24 protein-coding genes and 1 pseudogene are annotated in these 25,756 nt (G+C 74.3%); 13 read left to right on the forward strand and 12 right to left on the reverse strand.

Annotation, left to right across the window (positions count from 1 at the left end; all coding sequences use genetic code 11):
• Positions 1 to 69: 69 nt before the first annotated feature.
• From GA0070609_RS31920 to GA0070609_RS31930, 3 genes are all read right to left on the reverse strand, one after another.
• Entirely contained in the window at positions 70 to 1,104 is a 1,035-nt protein-coding gene (locus tag GA0070609_RS31920) for a 2-oxoacid:ferredoxin oxidoreductase subunit beta (RefSeq protein ID WP_088997222.1), read from the reverse strand.
• Positions 1,097 to 2,944, reverse strand: a complete 1,848-nt coding sequence (locus GA0070609_RS31925; RefSeq protein ID WP_088997223.1) for a 2-oxoacid:acceptor oxidoreductase subunit alpha — start codon at positions 2,942 to 2,944, stop codon at positions 1,097 to 1,099. The genes GA0070609_RS31920 and GA0070609_RS31925 overlap by 8 nt, the downstream gene beginning before the upstream one ends.
• 316 nt (positions 2,945 to 3,260) lie before the next feature.
• On the reverse strand, positions 3,261 to 4,676 hold the full coding sequence (locus GA0070609_RS31930) for a hypothetical protein (RefSeq protein ID WP_088997224.1): 1,416 nt from the start codon (positions 4,674 to 4,676) through the stop codon (positions 3,261 to 3,263).
• A gap of 133 nt (positions 4,677 to 4,809) precedes the next feature.
• On the opposite strand from GA0070609_RS31930, the gene ndhC reads away from it, so the two are divergent.
• Positions 4,810 to 5,187 carry an NADH-quinone oxidoreductase subunit A gene (gene ndhC, locus GA0070609_RS31935; RefSeq protein ID WP_088997225.1) on the forward strand — a complete coding sequence of 126 codons (378 nt, stop codon included), beginning with the start codon at positions 4,810 to 4,812 and terminating at the stop codon, positions 5,185 to 5,187.
• Positions 5,188 to 5,259: 72 nt separating this feature from the next.
• Here the strand turns inward: ndhC and folP are convergent, their stop codons facing one another.
• Positions 5,260 to 6,129, reverse strand: a complete 870-nt coding sequence (gene folP, locus GA0070609_RS31940) for a dihydropteroate synthase (protein WP_088997226.1) — start codon at positions 6,127 to 6,129, stop codon at positions 5,260 to 5,262.
• 443 nt (positions 6,130 to 6,572) lie between these two features.
• On the opposite strand from folP, the pseudogene GA0070609_RS31945 reads away from it, so the two are divergent.
• Together GA0070609_RS31945 and GA0070609_RS31950 are read left to right on the forward strand one after the other, a co-directional pair.
• A pseudogene (locus tag GA0070609_RS31945) lies at positions 6,573 to 7,124 on the forward strand (DivIVA domain-containing protein); the annotation flags it as partial.
• A 275-nt stretch (positions 7,125 to 7,399) separates the two neighbouring features.
• On the forward strand, positions 7,400 to 7,897 hold the full coding sequence (locus GA0070609_RS31950; RefSeq protein WP_088997227.1) for an SRPBCC family protein: 498 nt from the start codon (positions 7,400 to 7,402) through the stop codon (positions 7,895 to 7,897).
• A gap of 6 nt (positions 7,898 to 7,903) precedes the next feature.
• On the opposite strand, the gene GA0070609_RS31955 is transcribed toward GA0070609_RS31950, so the two are convergent.
• The gene (locus GA0070609_RS31955; protein WP_088997228.1) at positions 7,904 to 8,800 is read right to left on the reverse strand and encodes a sterol desaturase family protein; all 897 of its coding nucleotides are present in this window, start codon (positions 8,798 to 8,800) and stop codon (positions 7,904 to 7,906) included.
• A 148-nt stretch (positions 8,801 to 8,948) separates the two neighbouring features.
• Between GA0070609_RS31955 and GA0070609_RS31960 the strand changes: the two genes are divergently transcribed.
• Positions 8,949 to 9,539, forward strand: coding sequence for a DNA-3-methyladenine glycosylase I (locus tag GA0070609_RS31960; RefSeq protein ID WP_172899443.1), 591 nt, complete (start codon positions 8,949 to 8,951; stop codon positions 9,537 to 9,539).
• Positions 9,540 to 9,543: 4 nt separating this feature from the next.
• Positions 9,544 to 10,167, forward strand: a complete 624-nt coding sequence (locus GA0070609_RS31965) for a hypothetical protein (RefSeq protein ID WP_088997230.1) — start codon at positions 9,544 to 9,546, stop codon at positions 10,165 to 10,167.
• A 15-nt stretch (positions 10,168 to 10,182) separates the two neighbouring features.
• On the opposite strand, the gene GA0070609_RS31970 is transcribed toward GA0070609_RS31965, so the two are convergent.
• Positions 10,183 to 10,974, reverse strand: coding sequence for an enoyl-CoA hydratase-related protein (locus tag GA0070609_RS31970; protein ID WP_088997231.1), 792 nt, complete (start codon positions 10,972 to 10,974; stop codon positions 10,183 to 10,185).
• 4 nt (positions 10,975 to 10,978) lie between these two features.
• Positions 10,979 to 11,797 (reverse strand): PaaX family transcriptional regulator, encoded by an 819-nt coding sequence (locus GA0070609_RS31975; protein WP_088997232.1) that lies wholly within the window; start codon positions 11,795 to 11,797, stop codon positions 10,979 to 10,981.
• A 190-nt stretch (positions 11,798 to 11,987) separates the two neighbouring features.
• On the opposite strand from GA0070609_RS31975, the gene GA0070609_RS31980 reads away from it, so the two are divergent.
• Both GA0070609_RS31980 and GA0070609_RS31985 read left to right on the forward strand, forming a co-directional pair.
• Positions 11,988 to 12,155: a DUF3117 domain-containing protein gene (locus tag GA0070609_RS31980; protein WP_007455245.1), complete on the forward strand. Its 168-nt coding sequence runs from the start codon at positions 11,988 to 11,990 to the stop codon at positions 12,153 to 12,155.
• A 148-nt stretch (positions 12,156 to 12,303) separates the two neighbouring features.
• Positions 12,304 to 13,779, forward strand: a complete 1,476-nt coding sequence (locus tag GA0070609_RS31985; protein WP_088997233.1) for a leucyl aminopeptidase family protein — start codon at positions 12,304 to 12,306, stop codon at positions 13,777 to 13,779.
• Between the two features lie 42 nt (positions 13,780 to 13,821).
• Here GA0070609_RS31985 and GA0070609_RS31990 read toward each other — a convergent pair whose 3' ends face one another.
• Entirely contained in the window at positions 13,822 to 14,394 is a 573-nt protein-coding gene (locus GA0070609_RS31990) for an O-methyltransferase (protein WP_088997234.1), read from the reverse strand.
• A gap of 313 nt (positions 14,395 to 14,707) precedes the next feature.
• Between GA0070609_RS31990 and GA0070609_RS31995 the strand changes: the two genes are divergently transcribed.
• Positions 14,708 to 16,018: a S1C family serine protease gene (locus GA0070609_RS31995; RefSeq protein ID WP_088997235.1), complete on the forward strand. Its 1,311-nt coding sequence runs from the start codon at positions 14,708 to 14,710 to the stop codon at positions 16,016 to 16,018.
• A 73-nt stretch (positions 16,019 to 16,091) separates the two neighbouring features.
• A complete protein-coding gene (locus tag GA0070609_RS32000; RefSeq protein WP_088997236.1) occupies positions 16,092 to 16,514 on the forward strand; it encodes a Sec-independent protein translocase family protein in 423 nt (140 codons plus the stop codon).
• Positions 16,515 to 16,880: 366 nt separating this feature from the next.
• Here the strand turns inward: GA0070609_RS32000 and GA0070609_RS32005 are convergent, their stop codons facing one another.
• From GA0070609_RS32005 to GA0070609_RS32015, 3 genes are all read right to left on the reverse strand, one after another.
• Entirely contained in the window at positions 16,881 to 18,029 is a 1,149-nt protein-coding gene (locus GA0070609_RS32005) for an Mrp/NBP35 family ATP-binding protein (protein ID WP_088997237.1), read from the reverse strand.
• Positions 18,030 to 18,282: 253 nt separating this feature from the next.
• Positions 18,283 to 18,891 carry a DUF1003 domain-containing protein gene (locus tag GA0070609_RS32010; protein WP_088998092.1) on the reverse strand — a complete coding sequence of 203 codons (609 nt, stop codon included), beginning with the start codon at positions 18,889 to 18,891 and terminating at the stop codon, positions 18,283 to 18,285.
• On the reverse strand, positions 18,884 to 20,170 hold the full coding sequence (locus GA0070609_RS32015; RefSeq protein WP_088997238.1) for a magnesium transporter MgtE N-terminal domain-containing protein: 1,287 nt from the start codon (positions 20,168 to 20,170) through the stop codon (positions 18,884 to 18,886). The genes GA0070609_RS32010 and GA0070609_RS32015 overlap by 8 nt, the downstream gene beginning before the upstream one ends.
• A 33-nt stretch (positions 20,171 to 20,203) precedes the next feature.
• On the opposite strand from GA0070609_RS32015, the gene GA0070609_RS32020 reads away from it, so the two are divergent.
• Positions 20,204 to 21,073: a PhzF family phenazine biosynthesis protein gene (locus GA0070609_RS32020; protein ID WP_088997239.1), complete on the forward strand. Its 870-nt coding sequence runs from the start codon at positions 20,204 to 20,206 to the stop codon at positions 21,071 to 21,073.
• A 32-nt stretch (positions 21,074 to 21,105) separates the two neighbouring features.
• A complete protein-coding gene (locus GA0070609_RS32025; RefSeq protein WP_088997240.1) occupies positions 21,106 to 21,618 on the forward strand; it encodes a hypothetical protein in 513 nt (170 codons plus the stop codon).
• A 46-nt stretch (positions 21,619 to 21,664) separates the two neighbouring features.
• Here GA0070609_RS32025 and GA0070609_RS32030 read toward each other — a convergent pair whose 3' ends face one another.
• Entirely contained in the window at positions 21,665 to 22,360 is a 696-nt protein-coding gene (locus GA0070609_RS32030) for an HAD family hydrolase (protein ID WP_088997241.1), read from the reverse strand.
• A 104-nt stretch (positions 22,361 to 22,464) separates the two neighbouring features.
• Between GA0070609_RS32030 and GA0070609_RS32035 the strand changes: the two genes are divergently transcribed.
• On the forward strand, positions 22,465 to 23,421 hold the full coding sequence (locus tag GA0070609_RS32035; RefSeq protein ID WP_408630618.1) for a DMT family transporter: 957 nt from the start codon (positions 22,465 to 22,467) through the stop codon (positions 23,419 to 23,421).
• A 131-nt stretch (positions 23,422 to 23,552) separates the two neighbouring features.
• Positions 23,553 to 25,754, forward strand: a complete 2,202-nt coding sequence (locus tag GA0070609_RS32040; protein WP_088997243.1) for an APC family permease — start codon at positions 23,553 to 23,555, stop codon at positions 25,752 to 25,754.
• Positions 25,755 to 25,756: the final 2 nt, after the last annotated feature.

Raw genomic sequence — 25,756 nt, forward strand, 5'->3', positions numbered from 1 at the left:
CCCGGACAACGGAAAGGGTGGCCGTCCCCGCGCGGGGACGGCCACCCTTTCCGTGGGCTCAGCGCCGGCTCAGATGATCGTCCAGGTGTCGCCGCTGTTGAGCAGGCCGGCGAGCTGCCGTTCCGGGGTGTCGGTGACCTTCGCGCGGGCGGTCGCGAGCTGCTCCTGCACGACGCTGTCGTAGGACGGCCGCTCGACCGAGCGGAACACGCCGATCGGGGTGTTGCGCAGGTCGAGGCCGGGCAGCCGGGACAGCGCGAACGCGTAGGCCGGGTCGGTGACCGTGGCGTCGTGCACGACGATCTCGTCGGGGCTGGTGGCCGCGGTCTCCCGTACCTCCAGGCCGAACCCGCCGGGCGGGTGGACGACGCAGAACTGGCCGTCCTTGCCGAAGGTGATCGGCTGCCCGTGCTCCAGGCGGATCAGGTAGTCGTCCCGGGTGGCCGGCTCCTTGAGCTGGTCGAAGGCGCCGTCGTTGAAGATGTTGCAGTTCTGGTAGATCTCCACGAACGCCGAGCCCTGGTGCTCCGCCGCCGCCCGCAGCACGGACTGCAGGTGCTTGCGGTCGGAGTCGATGGTGCGGCCGACGAAGGTCGCCTCGGCGCCGAGCGCCAGAGAGATCGGGTTGAACGGCGCGTCCGCCGACCCGACCGGCGTCGACTTGGTGATCTTGCCGACCTCTGAGGTGGGGGAGTACTGCCCCTTGGTCAGCCCGTAGATCCGGTTGTTGAACAGCAGGATCTTCAGGTTGACGTTGCGGCGCAGCGCGTGGATCAGGTGGTTGCCGCCGATGGAGAGGGCGTCGCCGTCACCGGTGACCACCCAGACGGACAGGTCGGGCCGGGTGGCGGACAGGCCGGTGGCGATCGCCGGGGCGCGGCCGTGGATGGAGTGCATCCCGTAGGTGTTCATGTAGTACGGGAAGCGGGACGAGCAGCCGATGCCGGAGACGAACACGATGCGCTCGCGCGGGATGTTCAGCTCGGGCATGAACTGCTGCACGGCCGCGAGGATGGCGTAGTCGCCGCAGCCGGGGCACCAACGCACCTCCTGGTCGGACTTGAAGTCCTTGGCGGTGAGCTTCAGCGCGATGGGCTCAGACATTCTTCAGGACCTCTTCCAGCATCGTCTCCAGCTCCGCGGCGGTGAACGGCAGGCCGCGGACCTGGTTGTAGCCGATCGCGTCGACCAGGTACTTCGCCCGGATCACGTGCGCCAGCTGGCCGAGGTTCATCTCGGGGATGACCACCCGGTCGTAGGAGCGCAGCACCTCACCGAGGTTGGCGGGCATGGGAGCCAGGTGCCGCAGGTGCGCCTGCGCGACCGGCAGCCCGCGCTGGCGCAGCGCCCGGCAGGCCGCACCGATCGGCCCGTACGTCGAACCCCAGCCGAGCACCAGGACGCGGGCGTCGCCGTCGGGGTCCTCGACCTCGACGTCCGGCACCGGGATCGCCTCGATCCGGGCGGCCCGGGTGCGGACCATGAAATCGTGGTTGGCCGGGTCGTAGGAGATGTCGCCGGTCTTGTCGGCCTTCTCCAGCCCGCCGATCCGGTGCTCCAGGCCGGGCGTGCCCGGGATCGCCCACGGCCGGGCCAGGGTCTGCGGATCACGCAGGTACGGCAGGAAGGTCGTGCCGTCCTCGCCGTTGGGCTTGGTGGCGAACTCGACCCGCAGGTCGGGCAGGGACTCCACGTCGGGCAGCAGCCACGGCTCGGAGCCGTTGGCCACGTAGTTGTCCGACAGCAGGATCACCGGCGTGCGGTAGGTGAGCGCGATCCGGGCCGCCTCCAGAGCCGCGTAGAAGCAGTCGGACGGCGACTTCGGCGCGATCACCGCGACCGGCGCCTCGCCGTGCCGCCCGTAGAGCGCCATGTTGAGGTCGGCCTGCTCGGTCTTGGTCGGCATGCCGGTCGACGGCCCGGCCCGCTGCACGTCGACGATGACCAGCGGCAGCTCCAGCGCCACCGCCAGCGAGATGGTCTCGCTCTTCAGTGCGACACCGGGACCGGAGGTGGTGGTCACGCCCAGCGAGCCGCCGTACGACGCGCCCAGCGCCGCGCCGACCGCCGCGATCTCGTCCTCGGCCTGCATGGTGAGCACACCGAACTTCTTGTGCTTGCTCAGCTCGTGCAGGATGTCCGAGGCCGGCGTGATCGGGTAGGCGCCCAGGAAGACCGGCAGCCCGGAGCGGACGCCCGCGGCCACCAGGCCGAGCGACAGGGCCGCGTTGCCGGTGATGTTGCGGTACGTGCCGGGCTGCATCTTCGCCGGCTTGACCTCGTAGCGGACCGCGAAGTCCTCGGTCGTCTCACCGAAGTTCCACCCGGCCCGGAAGGCGGCGACATTCGCGGCCACCAGCTCTGGCCGGGCCGCGAATTTGCGCTCCAGGAACCGCAGCGTCGACTCGTACGGCCGGGAGTACATCCAGGAGAGCAGGCCGAGGGCGAACATGTTCTTGGCCCGCTCGGCGTCCTTCTTGGACACCGCCTGGTCGGCGAGGGCGCCGATGGTCATCGACGTCAGCGCGACCGGGTGCACCACGTAGCCGGCCAGCGAATCGTCGTCCAGCGGGTTCGCCTGGTAGCCCACCTTGGCCAGGTTCCGCTTGGTGAACTCGTCGGTGTTCACGATGATGTCCGCGCCGCGGGGCAGGTCGGCCAGGTTCGCCTTCAGCGCGGCCGGGTTCATCGCCACCAGCACGTTCGGCGCGTCGCCGGGGGTGAGGATGTCGTAGTCGGCGAAGTGCACCTGGAAGCTCGACACACCGGGCAGGGTCCCGGCAGGCGCCCGGATCTCCGCCGGGAAGTTCGGCAGGGTGGAGATGTCGTTGCCGAGCTGTGCCGTCTCGGAGGTGAACCGGTCGCCGGTCAACTGCATGCCGTCGCCGGAGTCGCCGGCGAACCGGATGACCACCCGGTCGAGCTGACGGATCTGCTTGGTCACGCCTGCACCTCGCTTCGCTCAGCGCGGTCGCGCGGGCGGCTGAAACTGATGGTGACCTCGCCTTGCCCGGCCACGTGACCTCCTTGACGCACCGCCGCACCGGCCGTCCGTGACTGGTCCGGCCCGCTGTCGTTCCTCATCTGAGAGCCTACGTCGGATCGACCGGCCAACCTCCCGGGAGGTCCGCCGACTGGGACCGGAAATGGCCGCCTTTTGTCCGGTACTAAGGCGTTTTGTCGTGCCCGCCGTAATTCAGATCACCGGTCGCGCGCCGTCCCCTCGCGGCCGTCGAGGCGGCCTCGGGCCGTCGGGCGGGTCACTCCAGCGCCGCGGGCGTCGCCGTCGGCTTGGTCGCCGGTGCCGTCATCCGACGGCGCAGGGAGACGGTGGCCAGCGTCAGGGCGAGCACCACCAGCAGCGCGGAGACCGCGATCAGCAGGATCGCGGTGCGCTGCACCGAACTCGACCCGCCGCCGGCGCGGTCGAGCGCCGGTGCGGTGGCCGCCAGCACCCCCTGCGAGCCGGTCGGCGCGGGCGCCGCGGCGACCTGGGTGGTCAGGGCGGCCGCCGCGGTGATCCGGAAGCTCATCTGCACCCGCCGGGTCCGCCCCTGGCGCGGGTCGAGCTGCCCGACCACCGCACCGGAGAGTGGCGCGGCGCGCTGGGCCTCCGGCGTCGCGACCACCGGCAGGCGCAGCTCGGCGGTCCGCCCGGCCGGCACCGCACCGACCGCGCACCGGGTCCGGCCCGCCGTCGTCGGCGCGCATCCCGCCGGGGGCGTCGGCACGCTCACCCCGTCCGGCAGGACCACCTCGATCCGGCCGGTGGCGTCCACCCGGCCGGTGTTGCCCAGCCGGACCGCGAGTTGGCTCGCCCCGCCGCTGATGTCGAAGGCGACCTCGTCGGCCTGCAGCGTGATGCCGGGCACCGGCGGGCCGGGCGGGAAGAGCACCGCGAAGCCCTCGTTGTCGGTGACCGAGCCGACCGTGCCGGGCGCGGTCGCGGTGACCCGGACCGAGCCGCTGAGCGGCATGTTCCGCCAGGCGGTGCCGCTGATCCGGATCTTCAGTCGGGTGCTGAACCGCGCGCCCGGCGCGGTGCTCCACTCGCCGCACCGGTGCTCGCCGCCCCCGGTCCCGACGCAACCCGGGGTGCCCGCGTCGGTCAGTCCGCCGGGCAGGGTGTAGCGGAGCCGGATCCGGGCCCGCGCCGTGCCGGTGTTGGTGATGCTGACCCGGAGCGTGGCCACCGTGCTGGCGGCGTTCCAGTAGCGGCCGGAGAGCTGGATGTCGCCGGTGCTGACCCGGACGCCGAGCGGGCTGGCCGGCGGGGCGCCCGGACCGGGCGCGGACGGCCGGACCGACGGCGGCACCGGCACCGGGCTGGCGGGCGTGGTGGCCGGCGCCCCGGTGGTCGGGGCCGGAGCGCCGGTCTCGGTGGCGGTGGGGTCCGGATCGGCGGTCGGCGTCGCCGGTGGGGTGGTCTCCGGGCTGGTCGGTGGTGCGGTCGTCGGCACCGGTCCGGTGTCCGTCGGATCAGCGGTCGGCGTCTGCTCGTCCGGCTCGTCCGCGGGCCCGGTGCCGGGAGTGGTCACCAGGGCGGCGGACGGCGCGGCGGCCGCCCATCCGGGCACCGCGGTGAGCGCCAGCCCGAGCACGAGGGGGACCGCCAGCAGCGGCACGACCCGCCGGCTGCGCGCCCACCGAGCGGGCGATACGTCTGCGGGGGCCATCTGTCCTCCGGGTGACCAGGGGTGGGAGCCACTCCATATTCGTGACATTTGCCCCAGAGCACTAGTCGCACCGGAAAACAAATTCGTAACTTGTCCGGACCGACAGTCCCGGACCGGGAGGTAGGCTGCCGGCGTGACCGGTTACCTGGGCTCGTACGCGACGCTCGGGCTGCTGCTGCTCGCCAGCGTCCTCTTCTTTGTCATGGCGTTCTCGGCCAACCGGGTGTTACGTCCTGCCCGTCCGGCCGATCCGCCGGGGAAGCGGGCCAGCTACGAGTGTGGCCTCGATCCGGTCGGCGCCGACTGGGCGCAGATGCAGATCCGGTACTACGTGTACGCGTACCTGTACGTGCTGTTCGCGGTGGAGTCGGTCTTCCTCTTCCCCTGGGCGGTGGTCTTCGACCGGCCGGGGTTCGGGATGGTCACCGTGGTCGAGATGGCGATCTTCGTGGCGGTGCTGGCGCTCGGCATCCTCTACGCGTGGCGCCGCAACATCCTGCGCTGGACCTGACCCGCCCGCCCGGGATCCGACCCGTCCGGCGGAGCCTCGCTCGGGCGGCGGGCGCCTGACCGCCCGGCGCGGTCAGGCGAGGCCGCGGCGGGTCGCCGTGGGCGGCCGGTCGCCCCGGATCGAGGCGACCATGTCGAGCACCCGGCGGGTCTGGCGTACCTGGTGGGCCCGGAACACCCGAGCGCCCAGCCAGGCGGAGACGGCGGTCGCCGCCAGGGTGCCCTCCAGCCGCTCGGCCACCGGCAGGTCCAGCGTCTCGCCGACGAAGTCCTTGTTGGACAGGGCGACCAGCAACGGCCAGCCGGTGCGGGTGAGCTCGTCCAGCCGGCGGGTGATCTCCAGCGAGTGGCGGGTGTTCTTGCCGAAGTCGTGCGCCGGATCGATCAGGATGCCGTCCCGACGTACGCCGAGCGCGACCGCGCGGTCGGCCAGCTTCGTCACCGTGGCGAGCACGTCGGCCACCACGTCGTCGAAGGCCGCGCGGTGCGGCCGGGTCCGCGGCGCCAGCCCGCCGGCGTGCGAGCAGACCAGCCCGGCGCCGGTGTCGGCGGCCACCTGGGCCAGTGCCGGGTCGGCGCCGGACCAGGTGTCGTTGAGCAGGTCGGCGCCGGCGGCCACCGCCTCCACCGCCACCTCGGCCCGCCAGGTGTCGATCGAGATGACCACCTCCGGGAACGCGGCCCGGACGGCGGCGATGGTGTCCACCGTCCGGCGGATCTCCTCGGCCACGTCGACCTCGGCTCCCGGGCCGGCCTTGACCCCGCCGATGTCGATGATCTCGGCGCCCTCCTCGACCGCCCGCTCCACCGCCCGCAGTGCGCTGTCGGCGGCGAAGGTCGCGCCCCGGTCGAAGAACGAGTCCGGCGTGCGGTTGACGATCGCCATCACCACCAGGTCGCCGGCGTCGAACGTCCGCGCACCGAGCCGAAGCGCTCCGGCCATGCCGCCTCCCGAGTTCCGCGCCGCCGACCGCCCGTCGCCGGCCGATCCCGACGCTATCCGGTCGCCGGCCGCCGCCTCCGCCCGCCCGCCGGACGCTGTCCCCGCGCCGCCGGTCGGCCCGGTACGGCCCGCGCTCACCCGGTCGACCTCGCCGCTCAGGCCCGCCGGCCTGATGCGGGTCCCTGCCCCCAGTCCGGCGTCGCCTGCCGGCGGACCGGTCGGCACCGCGAGTGCGGGCGGGGGGTCAGGGACCGCGGCCGGCGCGCCGGCCCGATGAGGGTCCCGGCCTGCAGCCCGGCGTCGCCTGCCGGCGGACCCGTCGGCATCGAGAGTGCGGGCGGCGGGTCCAGGGACACCGGCCGGCCGCGCCGGAACCGGGCGGATCTGGCGGCGGGGTGGGTGGTGGGGTCGCTCCGGCCCGTTCGACATGCCACGATCTGTGCATGGGTCAGGTTCTGCTCCTACTGGTCGTGGCGCTGACCGTCGCGGCGGTGGTGTTCGGGGTGACGGTGCTGGTCAGCGGCCGGGATCCCGGCCTGGTGCCGGTCGAGCCGGACGGCCGGGCGGTGCCGCTGCCGGGCGCCCGCCCGCTGCGCGAGTCGGACGTCGGCGAGGTCCGGTTCGACACCGCCCTGCGCGGCTACCGGATGGCTCAGGTCGACCAGGCGATGCGGCGGGCGGCGTACGACATCGGCTACAAGTCCGAGCTGATCGGGGTGCTGGAGGCCGAGGTCACCGCGCTGCGCGAGGGGCGGATCGCGGACGCCGACGCCCTGCGCCGGGCCCGCGAGCAGGCCGCCGGCAGCGCCGCCCAGCCCGAGCCCCCGGCCGCCGGCGCCACCGGGCCGATCGGGCCCGGCGGGCCCCCGGTCGCCGAGCCCACCGGGCCCGCGGTCTCCGAACCCGTCGTGTACGCCGAGCCGGCACCGACCGGGCGGGACGCCTTCGCCCGGCCGACGAGCGGGTCCGACGCCTTCGCCCGGCCCACGACGGCCACCGGGACGGCTGGCGGACCGGCCGGGGCCGCCACCGACCGGCCCGTGACCGAATCGGATTTTGCCCGGCCGACGACGGCCGGCGAGCCGGCCGCCGGGCCGGCCGGGGCCGCCACCACATCCGGCACGGCGGCCACCGGCACGCCGGGCGCCGAGGCCGCGCCGGCGACCGGGAACGGGGCCCGGCCGGCACCCGCCGGAAGCGACGACGCGCCGGACTCGCCGGGTGAGCCGGAGGACGGCCGGCGCGGGCCGGTGGCCCGGTCGGAGCCGGTGTGACCGGACCGGAGGGAGCGGACGACCTGCGCGAGGCCGCCCACCCAGGTGCCGGCGAGGTGACCGCCACGGTGATCGTGAACGCCCCGGCCGGGCGGGTCTTCGCGGCGCTGACCGCGTGGGAGCGGCAGTCCGAGTGGATCCCGTTCACCACGGTGCGGGTGATCGAGGGCGACGGCGGCGAGGGCAGTCTGGTCGAGGCGGTCACCACGGTGGGGCCGGCCGTGCTCCGGGACGAGATGCGGGTCGTCCAGGTGGACCCGCCGTACGAGGTGCGGGTGGTGCACTGCGGCCGGCTGCTGCGCGGTCCCGGCGTGCTGCGCTGCACGCAGCTGGAGCGGGACCGCACCCAGGTGGTCTGGCACGAGTGGTTCCACCTGCCGGGCGGCACCGCCGGCCGGGTGGCCTGGCCGGTGCTCTGGCCCGGCTCCAAGTTCGGCCTCACCCAGGCGCTGAAGAAGTTCGCCCGGCTGGTCGAGCAGGGCCGCCTGCCCTGACCCCGGTCAGCGGGTGGTGACCGGGGTGGCCGGTGCGGAGGCGGCCGGTGCCGGGGTGGCCGGCGCGGGGACGGCCTCCGGCTGCCAGCCGGGCGAGCGGAGCAGCACCCCCGCCCGGTGCCGCCAGCCCGCCGCGGTACGCAGGTCGCGGGCGATCGAGACGTACTCGTGGAAGGCCACCCGGAGCGGGTTGTGGGTCTCGATGTTCTTGGTCAGCCCGTAGACGCAGCGCTCCCGCTCCGGCGCGAAGGTGCCGAACAGCCGGTCCCAGACGATCAGGATGCCGCCGAAGTTGCGGTCCAGGTAGCCGCCCTGCGAGGCGTGGTGCACCCGGTGGTGTGACGGGGTGTTGAACACCGCCTCGTACCAGCGGGGGAGCTTGTCGATCCGCTCGGTGTGGATCCAGAACTGGTAGAGCAGGTTGACCGAGCCGGCGAACGCCACGACCGCCGGATGCACCCCGAGCAGGATCATCGGGATGTAGAACACCCAGCCGGTGACGCTGGTCCACGGCTGGCGCAGCGCGGTGGAGAGGTTGAACCGCTGCGAGGAGTGGTGCACGACGTGGGTGGCCCAGAGGATCCGGATCACGTGGTGGCCCCGGTGCGACCAGTAGTAGCAGAAGTCCTGGGCGAGCACGATCAGTGGCCAGGTCCACCACAGCTCGGCGACCCGCAGCGGGGTGACCGCGTAGAGCAGCGCGTACGCGGCGGCGATCGGAATCTTCCAGAGCAGATCGGTGAAGACGCTGCCCAGCCCCATCGCCAGGCTCGTGGCGGTGTCGGCCGCCCCGTAGCCCACCTCGTCGTCGTCGCGGTGCAGCAGGTAGGAGACCCGTTCCAGCACGACGAGCAGCAGGAAGGCCGGGATCGACCAGGCGATGATGTCGGGGAAATCCTTCATGGTGCCGCCTCCCGCTGCGGTGCCGCCGGTGCGCCGGGCGCCGGCCGGGTGTGACGACGCCCACCTACCGACCGGTAACCAGCACCATAGGCAGCCGCCCCGGCCGGAGGCAATGGGTGTGTCGGGGGATTGGCCTACCGTTTACGCCGTGAGTGACCTGGTGATCGGCGCCGACGGGCTGCCGCGCTGCGCCTGGGGGTCGAGCACCCCCGACTACGCCGTCTACCACGACACCGAGTGGGGTCGGCCGCTGCACGGCGACGACGCGCTCTACGAGCGGATGACGCTGGAGGCGTTCCAGTCCGGCCTGTCCTGGCTGACCATCCTGCGCAAGCGGGCCAACTTCCGGCTCGCCTTCGACGACTTCCACATCTCCACCGTGGCCGGCTACGGCGAGGCCGAGGTGAACCGGCTGCTGGCCGACGCCGGCATCGTGCGCAACCGGGCCAAGATCGAGGCGGCGATCGCCAACGCGCGGGCCGCGCTGGACCTGCCCGACGGGCTCTCCAAGCTGCTCTGGTCGTACGCGCCGCCGCCCCGGGCCAGCCGGCCCACGTCGTTCGCGCAGGTGCCGGCCTTGACCGCCGAGTCCACCGCGATGGCCAAGGCGCTCAAGAAGCGCGGTTTCCGGTTCGTCGGCCCGACCACGGCGTACGCGCTGATGCAGGCCACCGGCATGGTCGACGACCACCTGGCGGGCTGCCACGTCGTGACGCCCGGCGGCGGCGTGATGGGATGAGGGCATGACGACCGACACCGCGTACCGGGTGAACGGGGTGGGCCGCGCCGACGGCACCGGCGTCTGGGCGGTGCTGCTGCCGGCCGGGCGCTACGACGCCGAGCGGCTCGTCCACCACGACACGCTGGAGCTGACCGGCCTCGACGGCACCGCCCGCCCCCGCCCCGGCGACCAGGTGGCGGTGCTGGCCGACGAGCCGCCGCGGCTGGTGGCGCTGGGCCGGGTCGTCGCGCCCACCGGCGAGGCGCCGGAGGACCCGGACGATCCGCTGTCCGAGCGGGGTCCCGCCGAGCTGGTGGTGGCGTACACCCGGCGCGCCTTCGACGAGCCGGTGCCGGCCGACGCGGTCACCCTCGACCGGCCGGTGAGCCCGCTGGACCCGGCCGTCTTCCGGCGGCTGGTCGACCGGCTCGGCCCGCCGAAGGAGCGGCGCTCCTGGCTGGTCAGCCTCGACCTGCCGATCGAGGCCGAGTCACCGGCCGAGGCGGTCCGGCTGTTCTGGGCGTACGTGCAGGAGCTGGGCCCGCGCGAGCTGCCGGCCTTCGTCTCGCCGTCCGGCGACGAACTGGCGATGCAGGCGTTCGTGCTCGGCGAGGAGGCCAACCAGGACCCGGAGGAGGACGACTGACCCGACCGGGTCGGGTCAGCGCCCCTCGAACGCCGGCTTCTGCTTTTTGACGAAGGCGAAGGTGGCCGCGCGGTGGTCGTCGGTGGCCCCGCAGATCGACTGGGCCTGCGCCTCGGCGGCCAGCGCGTCGGCGAGGGTGCCCGCGTCGGCGATGGAGAGCTGCCGCTTGATCGCCCCGTACGCGACGGTCGGGCCGGCGGCGAGCCGGGCGGCCAGCTCCTGCGCGGCCGGCAGCACCTGCTCGTCGTCCTCGACCATCCGGTTGAGCAGCCCGAGCCGGCAGGCCTCCTCGGCGCGGACCGGTTCGGCCAGCATCAGCAACTCCACCGCCTTGGCGTGGCCGACCAGCCGGGGCAGCGTCCAGGACGCGCCGGTGTCGGCGGCGAGCCCCACCTTGGCGAAGGCCATCAGGAAGCTGGTCGACGGTCCACCGATCCGGATGTCGGCCAGGAAGGCGATCGAGGCGCCCGCCCCGGCGGCCATCCCGCGTACCGCGGCGACCACCGGCTTCGGCAGGTTGGCCAGCCGGGCGGCGATCGGGTTGTAGTGCGCCCGGACGGTGTCCAGCGCGTCGCCGCCGCCGGACTCCAGCGTCTGGACGTGCTCGCGCAGGTCCTGGCCGGCGCTGAACGACCCGCCCGCGCCGGCCAGCACCACCGCCCGGCAGGACCGGTCGGTCTCCAGCTCGGCCAGGGTGTCCCGGAGGGCCTCCTTGAGCGCCACGTCGAGCGCGTTCATCGCGGTCGGGCGGTTCAGGGTGAGGGTCACGACGGCGTCGGTGCGGTCGACCAGCAGCGGCTCGGTCACGTCTCTAACGACCCTTCTGTCGGACGATGCGGTTGCCGGCGTCGAGGCACTGCTCGACGTACCGGTCGGCGGCCGGCCGGAGCCGGGCGGCGTGCCGGTCGAAGAAGCTGGCCGCGGCAGTGCCGGGCCAGCGTTCGGGCAGCAGCGCCGGGGGCAGTTGCGGATCCCGGAACAGGAAGGTACGCCACGCGTGCACCAGCCGGAACCGGGCGGCGTACGCCTCCTCGTCGCCGCTGCGCACGGTCACCCCGGCCAGCAGCGGGCGCTGCTCGGCGACGAACTGCTCGTAGGCCCGGCCGATCTCGGCCAGGTCCCAGGCCCGGCGCACCACGCCCATCGCGCCCGGGGTGCCCGAGGCGTGCGCGGCGGTGAACCGCTCGAACCGGACGCCGGCCTCGGCGAGCAGCAGGTCGACGTCCTCGGCCGGGCGGGTGGCCACCCAGGTCTGCTCGTCGAGCGTGCCGTAGCCGAGGAAGCGGAGGTTGGCGGCGAGCCGCTGTCGTTCCCGGCGGCCGGCGGGCGCCTCCAGCACGAGCAGGTCGAACCGGCCGTCCCAGCTGACCCGGCCGGTGCGGTAGATCCGGGCCGCCGCCTCGTCGAGCCGGCGGGCGGCTTTCGGTGTGATCGAATATCCCGGCCCGGAGGTGAGCCGGCACGGGTCGAGCCACCCCTGACGCACCATCCGGGACACCGCCGTACGCACGGCGGGCGGGGCGATCCCGAGCGGTGCCAGCAGCTTGACCAGGGCGGCGACCGGCGCGCGGCCACCCCGCGGTCGGAGGTGGTCGCCGTACAGGTCGAAGAGTGCCGACCGTGCCTGCATGACCGCACATTGTGACAGGCCTTCTCAAGATAAGCTAGATGCTGTTACATCAATGCTGCTTCGGTTTGGGTCCGGCGGTGTTCATCAGGGAAAATCGTCAGTCGACACCCCCGCGTAGGTTGCGGGTGGTCGTGACGAAGTGGCTGTGGGGCAACCCACCGACCCTGGTGTAGGTCTGAGGGGAGACAACATGGCGGCGATGAAGCCGCGGACGGGCGACGGTCCGCTGGAAGTCACCAAGGAGGGCCGGGGCATCGTCATGCGGGTCCCGCTGGAGGGCGGTGGCCGGCTCGTCGTCGAGATGACTCCCGACGAGGCCAACGCGCTCGGTGACGCGCTGAAGGCGGCCGCCGGCTGAGCGAGGAGCGGTCTGGGCGGCGCCCGCCGCCCCGACGGTTCGTCGTACCCTGAGCCACCGGCCCCGCCGGTGGCTCAGGGCTTCACCGGCGCGGAGCGCCGTGGGTCATCCCCGCTCCGCGATCACTTTCCTGGAGGTACGGTCCCGCGTGCTCGCCATCCGTCTGGTCGCCGAGCCCGACCGGCTCGACACCCTCGTCCTGCCCCTTCGTCCGGCTGGGGAGGGGGCGGGCGGCGACGCTCCGGCCGTGCCCGCGCCGACCGCGGTGGCGCTGCCCGACGGCGTCGTCGACGAGGCCGTCGCGCTGGCCCCGGCCGCCCGGCTCACCGGCCGGGCCGGTGAGCTGCGGACCCAGTTCCGTCCGGGGCGGACCCCGGGCCTGCTGGTCCTGGTCGGCACGGGGGACGGCGACGAGGCGAGCTGGCGGCGTGCCGGCGCGGCGCTGGTCCGTGCCGTCGCCGATGAGACGCACATCACGATCTCGGTGCCGGCGGACGCGTCCCCGGCCGCCGTCCGGGGGCTCTACGAGGGGCTGCTGCTCGCGTCGTACCGGTTCCGGCTGACCGACGCCGGCGACGCGCCCGCGCTCACCGGGGTCGACCTGCTGGTGGCCGACCCGGAGCCCTACCTGGCCGTGGTCGAGACGGCCCGCACCACCGCCCGGCTGACCCGCTGGGCCCGCGACCTGACGAACATGCCCTCCTCGGTGAAGAACCCCGAGTGGTTCGCCGAGCAGGTGGCCGACCGGGTCACCGGAGTGCCGGACCTGCACCTGCGGGTACGCGAGCCGGCCGAGCTGGCCGCCGAGGGCTTCGGCGGCATCCTGACCGTGGGTGGCGGCTCGGCGCACGGCCCGCGCCTGGTCGAGCTGGACTGGCGGCCGGCCGAAGCCCGCACCCACGTGGTGCTGGTCGGCAAGGGCATCACCTTCGACACCGGCGGCATCTCGATCAAGCCGGTGCCGGCGATGAAGCTGATGCGCAAGGACATGGCCGGGGCGGCCGCGGTGGTGGCGGCCACCGTCGGCGCCGCCGCGCTGCGGCTGCCGGTACGCGTCACCGCGCTCGCCCCGCTGGCCGAGAACATGGTCAGCGGCTCGGCGTTCCGCCCGGGCGACGTCGTCCGCCACTACGGCGGGACCACCAGCGAGACCACCAACTCCGACGCCGAGGGCCGGCTGGTGCTCGCCGACGCGCTCGCCTACGCCGTCCAGGAGCTGCGGCCGGACCTGCTCGTCGACCTGGCCACGCTGACCGGCGCCAACGCGGTGGCGCTGGGCAAGCGCACCGGCGCGCTCTACAGCGAGAACGACGAGCTGGCCGCCGCCGTACTGGCCGCGGTGGCCGAGGCCGGCGAGGCGGCCTGGCGGATGCCGCTGCCCACCGACTACGTCGAGTATCTCGGCAGCGAGCTGGCCGACCTGTACAGCGCGCCGACCCAGGGCGCGGGCTCGGTGGTCGCCGCGCTCTACCTGCGCGAGTTCACCGGCGACCTGCGCGACCGCTGGCTGCACGTGGACATGTCCGCGCCGTCCTGGGCGGACGCCGACGACGCGGAACTGACCACGGGCGCGACCGGCTGGGGCGTACGCTCGCTGCTGCGCTGGCTGGCCACGCTCGGCTGACCGACGGTGCCCGCCCCCGGCGGACGCGGTCGAGTGCCCCGGTCAGCACTTCACGGCGGCGAGCAGCCCGTGCCCGAGCGGCAGCAGCGCCGGGATCCAGTGCTCCGACTCCCGGATCGCCTTGATCGTCTCCCGGATGGTCACCGTCTCCACGTCGCGGGCGGCCGGGTCGCCGATCCGGCCGCCGGCCAGCGTGCCGTTGAGCGCGAGCACCCCGCCCGGGCGCAGCAGCCGCAGCGCGGCGTCCACGCAGGCGGCGAAACCGGTCGACTCGGCGTCCACGAAGACCAGGTCGTACGCGCCGTCGGCGAGCCGGGGCAGCACGTCCAGCGCGCGGCCGGTGATGATCCTGGTGCGGCCCGCCGGGAAACCGGCCTCGGTGAAGATCCGCCGGGCGATCCGCTGGTGCTCCACCTCGACGTCGATGGTGGTGAGGACGCCGTCGGCCCGCATGCCGCGCAGCAGCCACACCCCGCTGACGCCGGTGCCGGTGCCGATCTCCACCACCGCCCGGGCGTTGCCGGCGGCGGCGAGCAGCCGCAGCGCGGCGCCCGCGCCGGGGGTCACCGCGTCGAGACCGACCTCACGGGCGAGGCTGCGGGCGGTGCGCAGCACGAGATCCTCAGCGGCGTACGACTCGGCGAACTGCAGAGCCTGGGCCGTCGAACTGCCGGAACCGGCGACCGTGGCGATGGGACACCTCCGGGCGGCGCGAATGGTGCGAGGGGCGGGTTGGCACTGTGAGCCTAGAGGCGGCCCCCAACGCTCGCAGCCGCGCGTCCCGCCGCGGACGATCACGGGCGGCAACCGCTGACTCCACCCGGGGCATCCGTGCAATCCTGGAGACGGGATCCCGCCGGTCGCGACCGGGCCGACCTGTCGCCGGGCCGTCGCGGGCGGGATCCGGGGACGGACTGGGAGGACCGACGTGACCGACGGCTGGGACTGGCGCCAGCCCGGTGGGAGCCCGACGCCGGCGGGACCGCCGACGCCGGCGTACCCGCCGCCTGCGCCGACGGCTCCGCACGGCACCGGCACCACCTCACCCTGGTGGTCCGACGCGCTCACCGACCCGTGGCGCGATCCGGCCGCCCCGGCCGCGGTGGTGGTCCCGGCCGCGCCCGGCCCCGGCACGGAGCCGGAACCCGTCACCGACCCGGACGCCCCGGGTCGCCTCTCACTGCGGCAACTGCTGCTCATCCCGCTGATCACCGCGCTGCTCGCCGGTGGCCTCGGTGGCGCGCTCGGCTACGCCTTCGCGGTGCGGGGCGGTGCCGGTGCCGGCACGGTCCTCGGCGCCGACCCGCAGGCACCGGGGTTGGCCCAGCGCAAGCCGGAGTCGCTGGCCGGCGTCGCCGAACGGGTGCTGCCCAGCGTGGTGACCGTGCGGGTGAGCAGCCTCGGCGGCACGAGCGAGGGCTCCGGCTTCATCGCCAGCGCGGACGGCCACGTGATCACCAACGACCACGTGGTCGCGGGCGGCAACGGCAAGGCCTCGGTGGTCTTCAACGACGGCAGCTCGGCCGCGGCCACCCTCGTCGGGCAGGACCCGGAATCCGACATTGCGGTGATCAAGGTGGCCCGCACCGGGCTGCGGCCGGTGGAGTTCGGCGACTCCGACGCGCTCGCCGTGGGCGACCCGGTGCTGGCCATCGGCTCGCCGCTCTCGCTGGCCAACACGGTCACCGCGGGCATCGTGAGCGCGCTCGACCGGACCATGCAGGCGGGTGAGCCGGGCGGCCCGGTGCGCTACTACGCGGCCATCCAGACCGACGCCGCGGTCAACCACGGCAACTCGGGCGGTCCGCTGGTGGACGGCGCCGGCCGGGTGATCGGGGTGAACTCGACCATCAAGTCGCTGGTCGCCGACGGGCAGGAGGCGGGCAACATCGGTCTCGCCTTCGCCATCCCGATCAACCAGGCCAAGCGGATCACCCAGGACATCATCGGCACCGGCAAGGCCCGGCGCACCGTGATCGGCGCTCAGGTCGGCGGCCCCGGCGCGGCCAGCGGCAACGGCGTACGGCTGGTGACGGTGGAGCCGTCCGGGCCGGCGGCCGACGCCGGGCTCAAGGCCGGCGACGTGATCCTGAAGTTGAACGGGCGCCCGATGACCGAACCGACCGATCTGATCGCCCTGGTCCGAAAGTTCGCCCCGGGCTCGGTGGTGACCGTGGAGTACCGCCGCGGCTCGGACCGGCTGAACGCGTCGGTGACGCTCGCCGCAGACGCGAAGTAGCGGGCGGTCACCCCCTCCCGGTCCGGCGCCCGACGTGCGTAGTCTTGCTGCTGACGCCGAGAGGGGGCCCGCAGTGCTCGACAACCTGAACATGTGGGAGATCGGTGGGCTGCTGCTCCTGGCGCTGCTGATCTTCGGCGACCGGCTGCCCGCGGTGATCAACGACGGCCTGCGGATGGTGCGCAACCTGCGCAACATGGCCCGCAACGCCACCACTGACCTGAGCAAGGAGCTGGGCACCGACATCCAGCTGGAGGATCTGCACCCCAAGGCGTTCATCCGCAAGCACCTGCTCAGCGAGGAGGACGAGCAGGCGATCCGGAAGCCGCTGCAGGGCGTCTACGACAATCTGCGGGCCGACGTCACCGGCGTGCACAACGAGCTGAAGGACGTCGCCAACGCCGCCGACCCCCGGTCGAACGGGGGCCGGCCGGCCACCGCCACCGGCGGCGCCCCGGCGCCCGCCCCGCGGGTCAGCTACGACGACGCCACCTGAGCCCGGGCACCCCTCGCACCGCCGTCCTCACCGCGCGCCACCAGCCCGATGGCCGATGCCGGCCATCCCTGCTGCCTGCTGTGACGCCGCCGGGTGTGCCGCTTGCGGTGACTCCGCCCATGCCATTGACGGGCGTACTGCCTGCTGTGGCTCCGCCCATGCCACCGTTGGGCGTGCCGCCCTGGAGGGCCACTCTGCTCTGCAGACCTGATACCTGAGAGTCATCCTGATGACTCTCAGGTATCACGACCGACTGCGAGCTGCCGGCCCGCCTGCGTCACCGTGCGTGTCCAAGACCACCCCACCCCGGCCTGCAGCGTCTGGGCGGCGCGGCGCCTCGGCAGCGGGGCGTTAGGGCCGTGCGGGTCAGCGGCCGGCGGGCTTGAGGCCCAGCGGCTTGCCGAGCAGCGACTCGCGGCGGACGGCGAGCCGGTCGGCGACCTTGCCGAGCGCCACCGCGGCCGGCGACTCCGGCTCGGCCAGCACGATCGGGTTGCCTTCGTCGCCGGCCTCCCGGACGCGGGTGTCCAGCGGGATCTGGCCGAGCAGCGGCACCTGGGCGCCGATCGTCTTCGTCAGCGACTCGGCGACCGTCGCGCCGCCGCCGGCGCCGAAGACCTCCATCCGGGACCCGTCCGGCAGCTCCAGCCAGGACATGTTCTCGATGACGCCGACCACCCGCTGGTGGGTCTGCAGGGCGATCGCGCCGGCCCGCTCGGCCACCTCGGCGGCCGCCGCCTGCGGCGTGGTGACCACCAGGATCTCCGAGTTGGGCAGCAGCTGCGCCAGCGAGATGGCCACGTCGCCGGTGCCCGGGGGCAGGTCGAGCAGGAGCACGTCCAGGTCGCCCCAGTAGACGTCGGCGAGGAACTGCTGCAGCGCCCGGTGCAGCATCGGGCCGCGCCACACCACGGCGGCGTTGCCGGCGGTGAACATGCCGATCGAGATCACCTTCACGCCGTGCGACTGCGGCGGCATGATCATGTCCTCGACCCGGGTGGGCCGGCCGTCCGCGCCGAGCATCCGGGGCACCGAGTGACCGTAGATGTCCGCGTCGACCACGCCGACGGAGAGCCCGCGGGCGGCCAGCGCCGCGGCCAGGTTGACGGTCACGCTGGACTTGCCGACGCCGCCCTTGCCGCTGGCGACCGCGTACACCCGGGTGCGCGAGCCGGGCTGGGCGAACGGGATGACCGGCTCCTCGGTGGCGCCGCCGCCACGCAGCTTCGCCTGGAGCTGCTGGCGCTGCTCCGGGCTCATCACGCCGAACTCGATCTCGACGCCGGTCACCCCGGGCACCGCGCCGACGGCCGCGGTGATGTCCGCGCGCAGCTTGTCCTTCAGCGGGCAGCCGGCGACGGTGAGCAGCAGCTCTACCCGGACCACACCGTCGTCGCCGACCGTGGCGGCGCGGACCATGCCGAGCTCGGTGATCGGCCGGCGGATCTCCGGGTCGTTGACGGTGGCCAGCGCGGCCTGGATCGCGTCGGAGACGGTGCTGACGGGTGCTGACATGCCCGCAATGCTACGTCGGAGGCAGTCCCGCACCGCCGCCAGCGGGGGTCGGTGTGAGCGAATCGATGACGCCCGCCCAGGGCCGCAGGGGTCTGGACGCGTACCGCACGAAGTGGGACGATCGAGGCGAACGCCGCTCGCCTGGCCCCTTGAGGCGCGCGGCGTTCTGATGCACCGGTCAGGGCGCCGAGCCCTACCGCTCTCCCCGGCGTCCCCACGCCGGAGCTCACCCCGGCGGCCGTCCGACGCCGGCTCACCCCTCCGGGCGGCCGTCCCGGGCCCAGTCGCCGTCCAGTTCGTCGCGGGGCTCCTCCAGCGCGTCGCCACCCCCGGCCGCCCGATGCGCGGCCCGCTCCTGCTGGCGGCGTTCCAGCCGCTGCCGGCGCTGCCCCGCCTCGTCCAGCTCCTCGGCCAGCCGGGCCAGCTCGGAACGGAGGAAGTCCCGGGTGGCCACCTCGCCCATCGCGATCCGCAGCGCAGCGATCTCCCGGGCCAGGTACTCGGTGTCGGCCTTCTGCATGGTGGCCCGGCGCCGGTCCTCCTCCAGCGCCAGCCGGTCCCGGTCCGCCTGCCGGTTCTGCGCCAGCAGGATCAGCGGCGCCGCGTAGCTGGCCTGCAACGACAGCATCAGGGTGAGGAACGTGAAGGTGTACGGGTCGAAGCGCAGGTGCGCCGGGGCCAGCGTGTTCCAGCCGAACCACAGCAGGATCACCACCGTCATGTAGACGATGAAGTTCGCCGTGCCCATGCCCCGGGCGATGCCCTCCGACCACCGGCCGAAGGCCTCCGGGTCGAACCGGGGCAGCTTCAGGCTCCGGGGCTCGCGCGGCTGGTCCAGCCGTTCCGCCCGCCGCTCAACCATCCGCACCGTCCAGCACCGCGTCCGGGTTGGTCGGGCCGGTCATGGCGTCCCGGTCGCGCCAGTCCCGCGGCAGCGAGTGGTCCAGTACGTCGTCGACGGTGACCGCGCCGACCAGCCGGTTGTTCCGGTCGATCACCGGCATGGCGACCAGGTCGTAGGTGGCCATCCGGCGGGTGATCTCCGGCAGCGGGGTGGTCGGCCGGAGCGGGTCGATGTCGTTGACCACCACCCCGCCGAGCATGTCGGCCGGCGGTTCCCGGAGCAACCGTTGGAAGTGCACCATCCCGAGGTAGCGGCCGGTCGGGGTGGTCATCGGCGCGCGGGTCACGAAGACCTGCGCGGCGACCGCCGGGGAGAGCTGCGGTTCGCGGATCCGGGCCAGCGCCTCCGCCACCGTCGCGTCCGGGGGCAGGATCACCGGCTCCGAGGTCATCACGCTGCCCGCCGTGCCGGGCGTGTACTTCAGCAGCTGGCGTACCGGGTCGGCCTCGTCCGGCTGCATCAGGTCGAGCAGCACGTCCTGTTCCGGCGGGGTGAGCTCGCTGAGCAGGTCGGCGGCGTCGTCCGGGTCCATCTCCTCCAGCACGTCCGCGGCCCGTTCCCGGTCCAGCGCGGCCAGGATTTCCACCTGGTCGTGCTCGGGCAGTTCGCTGAGCACGTCGGCGAGCCGCTCGTCGTCGAGGGCGGCGGCGACCTCGTTGCGCCGCGCGTCGGGCAGGTCCTGCAACGCGTTGGCCAGGTCGGCGGGGCGCATGTCCTCGAGCACGGCGAGCAGGTTGGCGGTGCCCCGGGTGTCGGCGATGCCGCTCAACCCGCGGACCCGCTCCCACTCGACCTGCTGCAGGTTGCCGCGCCGGCTCAGCCGGCCGGTCTGCTCGCGTACCGCCACTCGGGTCAGCGACCACTCGCCGCCGCGGCTGCACTCCATCGCCACGTCGACCACCGTGCCGGCCTGGCCGCCCGGGTCGACCTGCACCCGCCGGTCGAGCAGTTCCTGGAGCACCAGCAGTTCGTTCGGGCGCTTCTCGAAGCGGCGCAGGTTGAGGGTGCCGGTGCCGAGCACCACCGCGTCGGCATCGATCGAGGTGATCCGGTTGATCGACAGGAAGATCCGCCGGCGCATGGGCATCTCGGCGACCAGGCCCACCACCTCCGGCGGGCGCTGGGTCGGCCGCAACCGGGCCACCGCGTCGCGTACCCGGCCCACCTGGTCGCCGTTGGGGTCGAAGACGGCGACGCCGGCGAGACGGGCGAGGTAGACCCGGGTCGGCGTGCTCACGGGCACCAGCCTAAGCGCCTAGTGTTTATCAACATGTCGACCTTGGCCTACGAGATCGTGGACGTCTTCACCGACCGCCCGTTCGCCGGCAACCCGCTGGCCGTGGTGTTCGGCGCCGAAGGGCTGGCCACCGAACAGATGCAGGCGCTCGCGCTGGAGTTCAACCTGTCCGAGACGGTGTTCGTGCTGCCGCCCACCCAGGTCGGCGCCACCTACCGGGCGCGGATCTTCACCCCGGCCGAGGAACTGCCGTTCGCCGGGCATCCCAGCGTCGGAGCGGCGGTCACGGCCAGCCGCCGGGGCATGTTCGGTGTGGGGCAGGTCACCCAGGAGTGCGGCGCCGGGGTGCTGCCGATCCAGGTGACGGCGACCGGGGCCACGCTGACCGGCGGCACCCCCACCCTCGGCCCTGAGCTGGACCCGGAGCCGCTGCTGGAGATGGCCGGGCTGAGCGCGGACGACCACGTCGGCCCGGCGCCCCGGGTGGCCGGCTGCGGGCTGGAGTTCCCCTACCTGCCGGTGCGTCCGGACGCGGTGGCCCGGGCGCGGGTGAACGCGGCGGCGGCACAGCGGTACGGCGTGGAGCACGTCAGCGTCTTCTCCTGGGACGCCGACTCGCAAACCGCGCACGCCCGGGTCTTCGTGCCGGGGCTCGGCGTGCCGGAGGACCCGGCCACCGGGTCGGCCGCGCTCGGCCTCGGGGTCTGGCTGGTCGCCAGTGGCCTGCTGCCCGGCGAGGGCCGCTCGTCGTACGACGTGGTGCAGGGGGCCGAGATCAACCGTCCGTCCTCGTTGGCCTGCACGGTGACGGCGGCCGGCGGCGTGGCGGTCGGCGCCACCGTCGCGGGCCAGGTGATGCCGGTGGCCCGAGGCGAGATCATGGTGCCGCCGTTCCTCGGCTGACGCCGACGGCCCGGGTACGGGAGGATGCCGGAGTGAGCGACGAGCCCGAGCGCAGCAGCACGCCCCTGGTCGACGAGGCGATGAAGAAGGCCGCGGTGGCCTGGGTCGCCGTGCCCGGTGGCCCCGCGCTCGCGCTCTGGTGCGTACCGCTGGAGGGCGCGCTCTTCGTGGTGAGCGGGCCGGGCGAGCAGGCCGCGCCCGGGCTGGCCGAGGCGACCGAGGTGCGGGTGACGCTGCGCGGCGACCACGGCGGCCGGATCGTCACCTGGCCGGCCCGGGTGGAGCGGGTGACCCCGGGCAGCGAGACCTGGGAGACCGCGGCGCCGCTGGTCGCCGGCAAGCGGCTGAACGGCCGGGGCAGCGCCACCGACCAGATCGCCCGGTGGGCCGCCGAGGGCTGCGCGCTGATCCGGCTGACTCCGGCCGGGGAGCCGGTGGCCGGGGCCGGGCTGCCCGACGGTTCACTGGCCGAGGAGCCCCGGCAGGCGCCGGTGGTGCGGGCGACCCGCAAGCCGTTCCGGCTGCACCGGGTCCGCCGCCGCTGACCGGCCCCCCGACCCGACGACCCGACCCGAACCGGCCCCTGGCGCGTCACGCCGGCACCGCCGCCGGGGCGACCAGGTCGAGCACCTCGGTCAGCGAGCGCAGCACCGGCCCGTCCCAGGTGTCGGCGTTGAACACCATGTGCTCGGCCAGATCCGGCGCGGCCAGCCGCACCGCGGTCATGCCGGCCCGTTCCGCCCCGGTCAGCTCCTGGCTGCCGCCGTCGCCGACGTAGAGGCAGTCCGCCGGGGCCAGTCCGAGCCGGTGGCAGGCCGCCAGGTAGAGCGCCGGATCCGGCTTGCAGCGGCCGACCTGCACCGAGAAGACCCGCACGTCGAGCAGCGGGGCGATGGCCAGTTGCGGCAGGAACGCCGGCAGTTCGTGGGTGCAGTCGCTGATCAGGCCGGTCCGCAGCCCCCGCTCGCGCAGTGCGACGAGCACCGCCGCCGCGTCGTCGCGCAGCCGGGTGTCCGCACGTACCGCCCGGTGCCGGGAGGCCACCGCGGCCCGCACCGCGCCGTCCGAGGGGTGTACGCCGGCCTGCTCACAGACCCAGCGCAGGGTGGCCTCGGCGTTGCCGAACCGCCCGCTGGCCCGCTGGTAGTAGCTGCGGTCGAGCACCTCGACCAGCGTGTCGGCCGGGCAGCCGAGCAGCTCGGCGATGCACCGGTGCGCCGCGCCGCGCTGCACCGAGCGGGTGAGCGTGCCGAAGAAGTCGAAGAGCACCGCCTGGTAGGTGGGCATGGGGGAACGCCTCCGGGCGGTCGAGGGGGTCGCCGGTGGACCGCATGATCGTAACCGAGTGATGACGGTCCGTGGTGACCCGAGTCGTGTGAGGATTGCTCCCCGTGCCGTCCGAAATCCGCCCGCCGCTGGATCCGCTGACCACCGGGGCGCTCGCCCTGGCCGTGGTCGCCGTGTCGTCGTCCGCGCCGCTGATCGCGTTCGCGGCCGCACCCGCCCTGGCGGTCGCGTTCTGGCGCAACCTGCTCTCGGTCGCCGTGCTCGGCCCGGTCGCGCTGACCCGCCGCCGGGCCGAACTGCGGTCGCTGACCGTCGGGGCGGGCCGGCGCGCGGGCTGGGCCTGCGTGCTCTCCGGCGTCGCGCTGGCCGCCCACTTCGCCACCTGGATGCCGAGCGCCCAGCTCACCTCGGTGGCCGCCGCGACGGCGCTGGGTGCCACCCAGCCGGTCTGGCAGGGGCTGATCGCCCGGTGGCAGGGCAGACGGCTGCCGCTGGTGGTCTGGGCCGGGATCGGGGTGGCGGTCGGCGGGGCGGTGCTGGCCAGCGGGGCGGACTTCGCCGTCTCCGGCCGGGCCTTCGCCGGTGACCTGCTCGCGGTGGCCGGCGGCCTGTTCGCCGCCGTGTACACCGCGTTCGGCGAGCGGGCCCGGGCCACCGTCAGCACCACCACGTACACCACCGTCTGCTACGGGGTCTGCACGATGATCCTGCTGGTGCTCTGCCTGGCCGGCGGGCTGCCGCTGGGCGGCTTCGACACTGGCACCTGGCTGGCGATCCTGGCCCTGGTGGCCGGCGCCCAACTGCTCGGCCACTCGATGTTCAACTACGCGCTGCGGCGGGTCTCGGCCACCACGATCAGCGTGCTGGTCCTGCTGGAGGCACCCGGCGCCGCGTTGATCGGCTGGGCCTGGCTGGGGCAACTGCCCCGGGCCACCGCGCTGCCCGGGCTGGCGCTGCTGCTGGTCGGCGTCGCCGTGGTGGTGCTGGGCGGCGCCCGAGCCCGCCGCACCCCACCCGTCCCGACCACCGTCCCCGCCGACGCCACCCCGCTGTCCGACTGAGCCACCGCCGCGGACGGCCCCCCCGACCGCCGCGATCCGCGCACCTTCCGCGAAGAGTCCGCATTCCGCCACCGCGGGCCGCGCTTTCGGTGACAGTGCGAGAGGTGGGCGGGACGAGGGCGGGAGGCGGGGTGAACGGCTCCGCAGCCGGCGAGAGCGACGGCGCGGAGGCCACCCTGGTCACGCCCTCGGCCGAGTTTCCGCCGCTGGCGCCGGAGGAACTGGCGGCGCTGCGCCGGATCGGCGACCAGTGGCGGGCGGCCCGGCGGGACCAGCCGCCCGGAGCGCTACCGGTCGACCCCACCCTGCGCCGCGCCGGCGGCCAGCCCGGGCCGAGCCGGTTCGGCCGGCTCGCCCCGATCGCGATGTTCCGGGTCGGCGAGCCGGACGAACTGGTCGCCACCGAGCCGGCCAACCTGCCCGGAACCCGGTTCGGCCGGATCGTCACCCGGCTCCGGCGCGCCCTGCTCGGGCCGCCGCTGAGCAGCTCGGCGGTCCTCTACGAGCGGATGCGCAAGCTGGTCGCCCTGCCGGTGCTCTCCTCCGACCTGCTCAGTTCGGTCGCGTACGGGCCGGAGGCGATGCTGGCCGTGCTGCTGCTCGCCGGCAGCGGCGCGCTGGGACTGTCGCTGCCGCTGGCCGCCTGCCTGGCCGTGCTGATGGTGACGGTCGGCGTGTCGTACCGGCAGACGGTGGTCGCCTACCCGCACGGTGCCGGCTCCTACGTGGTGGCCGGGGACAACCTGGGACCCCGGGCCGGGCTCGCGGCCGCCGCCGGCCTGATGGTCGACTACGTGCTCACCGTGGCGGTGTCGGTGGCCGCCGGGGTGCACGCGGTCACCTCGGCGCTACCCGAACTGGGCGGATGGAGCGTGCCGCTCGGCGTGCTCACCATCGCCCTGCTGCTCGCCGGCAACCTGCGCGGCGTCCGTACCGCCGGGAACCTGTTCGTGCTGCCCACGTACGCCTTCGTGGTCGCGCTGCTGGCGCTGCTCGCGGTCGGCTACGCCCGCGCGGCCGCCGGTGGGTTCGCGCCGGTCCCGCCGCCGCCGGTGCCGGCGGTCGAGGGGCTGGGGCTGCTGCTGGTGCTGCGGGCGTTCTCCTCCGGGGCGGTGTCGATGACCGGCATCGAGGCGGTGTCGAACGCGGTCCCGGTGTTCCGGCCGCCGGAATGGCGCAACGCCCGCACCACGCTCGGCTGGATGGTGGCGATGCTGGTGCTGCTCTTCGCCGGGCTGACCGGGCTGGTCCACCTGACCGGGGTGGTGCCGACCCCGGAGGCGACCCTGCTCTCCCAGCTCGCCCGGGTCACCTTTCCGACCGGCCCCTGGTACGGGCTGGTCCAGGCGGCCACCGCGCTGATCCTGCTGCTGGCCGCGAACACCGCGTTCAACGGGTTTCCCCGGTTGCTGTTCTTCATGGCCCGGGCGGACCACGCCCCTCGCCGGTTCCTGCACATGGGGGACCGGTTGGCGTTCAGCGACGGGCTGGTCGCGCTGGCCGTCGCCGCGGCGGCCGTGCTGGTGGCCTTCCGCGGGCACACCGAGTCGCTGATTCCGCTCTACGCGGTCGGGGTGTTCCTGGCGTTCACCCTGTCCCAGGCGGGGATGGTGGTCCACTGGCGACGCCACCGCGAGCCGGGCTGGCACCGGCGGGCGATGGTCAACGCGGTCGGCGCGATGCTCTCCGGGCTGGTGCTGGTCACCGCCGCGGCCACCAAGTTCACCGAGGGCGCCTGGGTGGTGGTGCTCGCGGTGCCGCTGCTGGTGCTGCTCGGCACGGCGATCCACCGGCACTACGCGCTGCTGCACCGGTCGCTGGCGCTGCACCCGCCGCCGGCCGGCCGGGCGCCGCCGCCCCCGGTGGTGCCGGCGCCGCCACCGGCGGCCGGCCCGGCGCCACCCGAGGGCGAGGAACTGCCCCAGCAGGTACGGCACCTGGTGGTGGTCCCGGTCGCCCGGCTGAACCGGGCCTCGCTGCGGGCGCTGGCGTACGCGGCCTCGCTCGGCCAGCCGACCCTGGCCGTGCACATCGCCCCCGAGGAGCCGGAGGCGGACCGGTTCCGCGCGCAGTGGCGGGCGTGGGGTGACCACGTCCGGCTGGAGACCATCGTCTCGCCGTACCGGGCGGTGATCGGGCCGCTCGCGCACTACCTGGAGGCCCTGCACGCCGCCCGGTCCGACCTGGTGCTGACCGTGATCGTGCCCGAGGTGGTGGTCCGCAGCCGCTGGCACCGGCCGCTGCACAGCCGCACCGAGCAGCGACTGCGCTCAGCGCTGCGGCCACTGCCCGCCGTGGTGGTCACCAGCGTCCCGGTGCACCTGACCGAGTAGCG

This window comes from Micromonospora echinaurantiaca, from assembly GCF_900090235.1.
GTDB lineage: Bacteria > Actinomycetota > Actinomycetes > Mycobacteriales > Micromonosporaceae > Micromonospora > Micromonospora echinaurantiaca.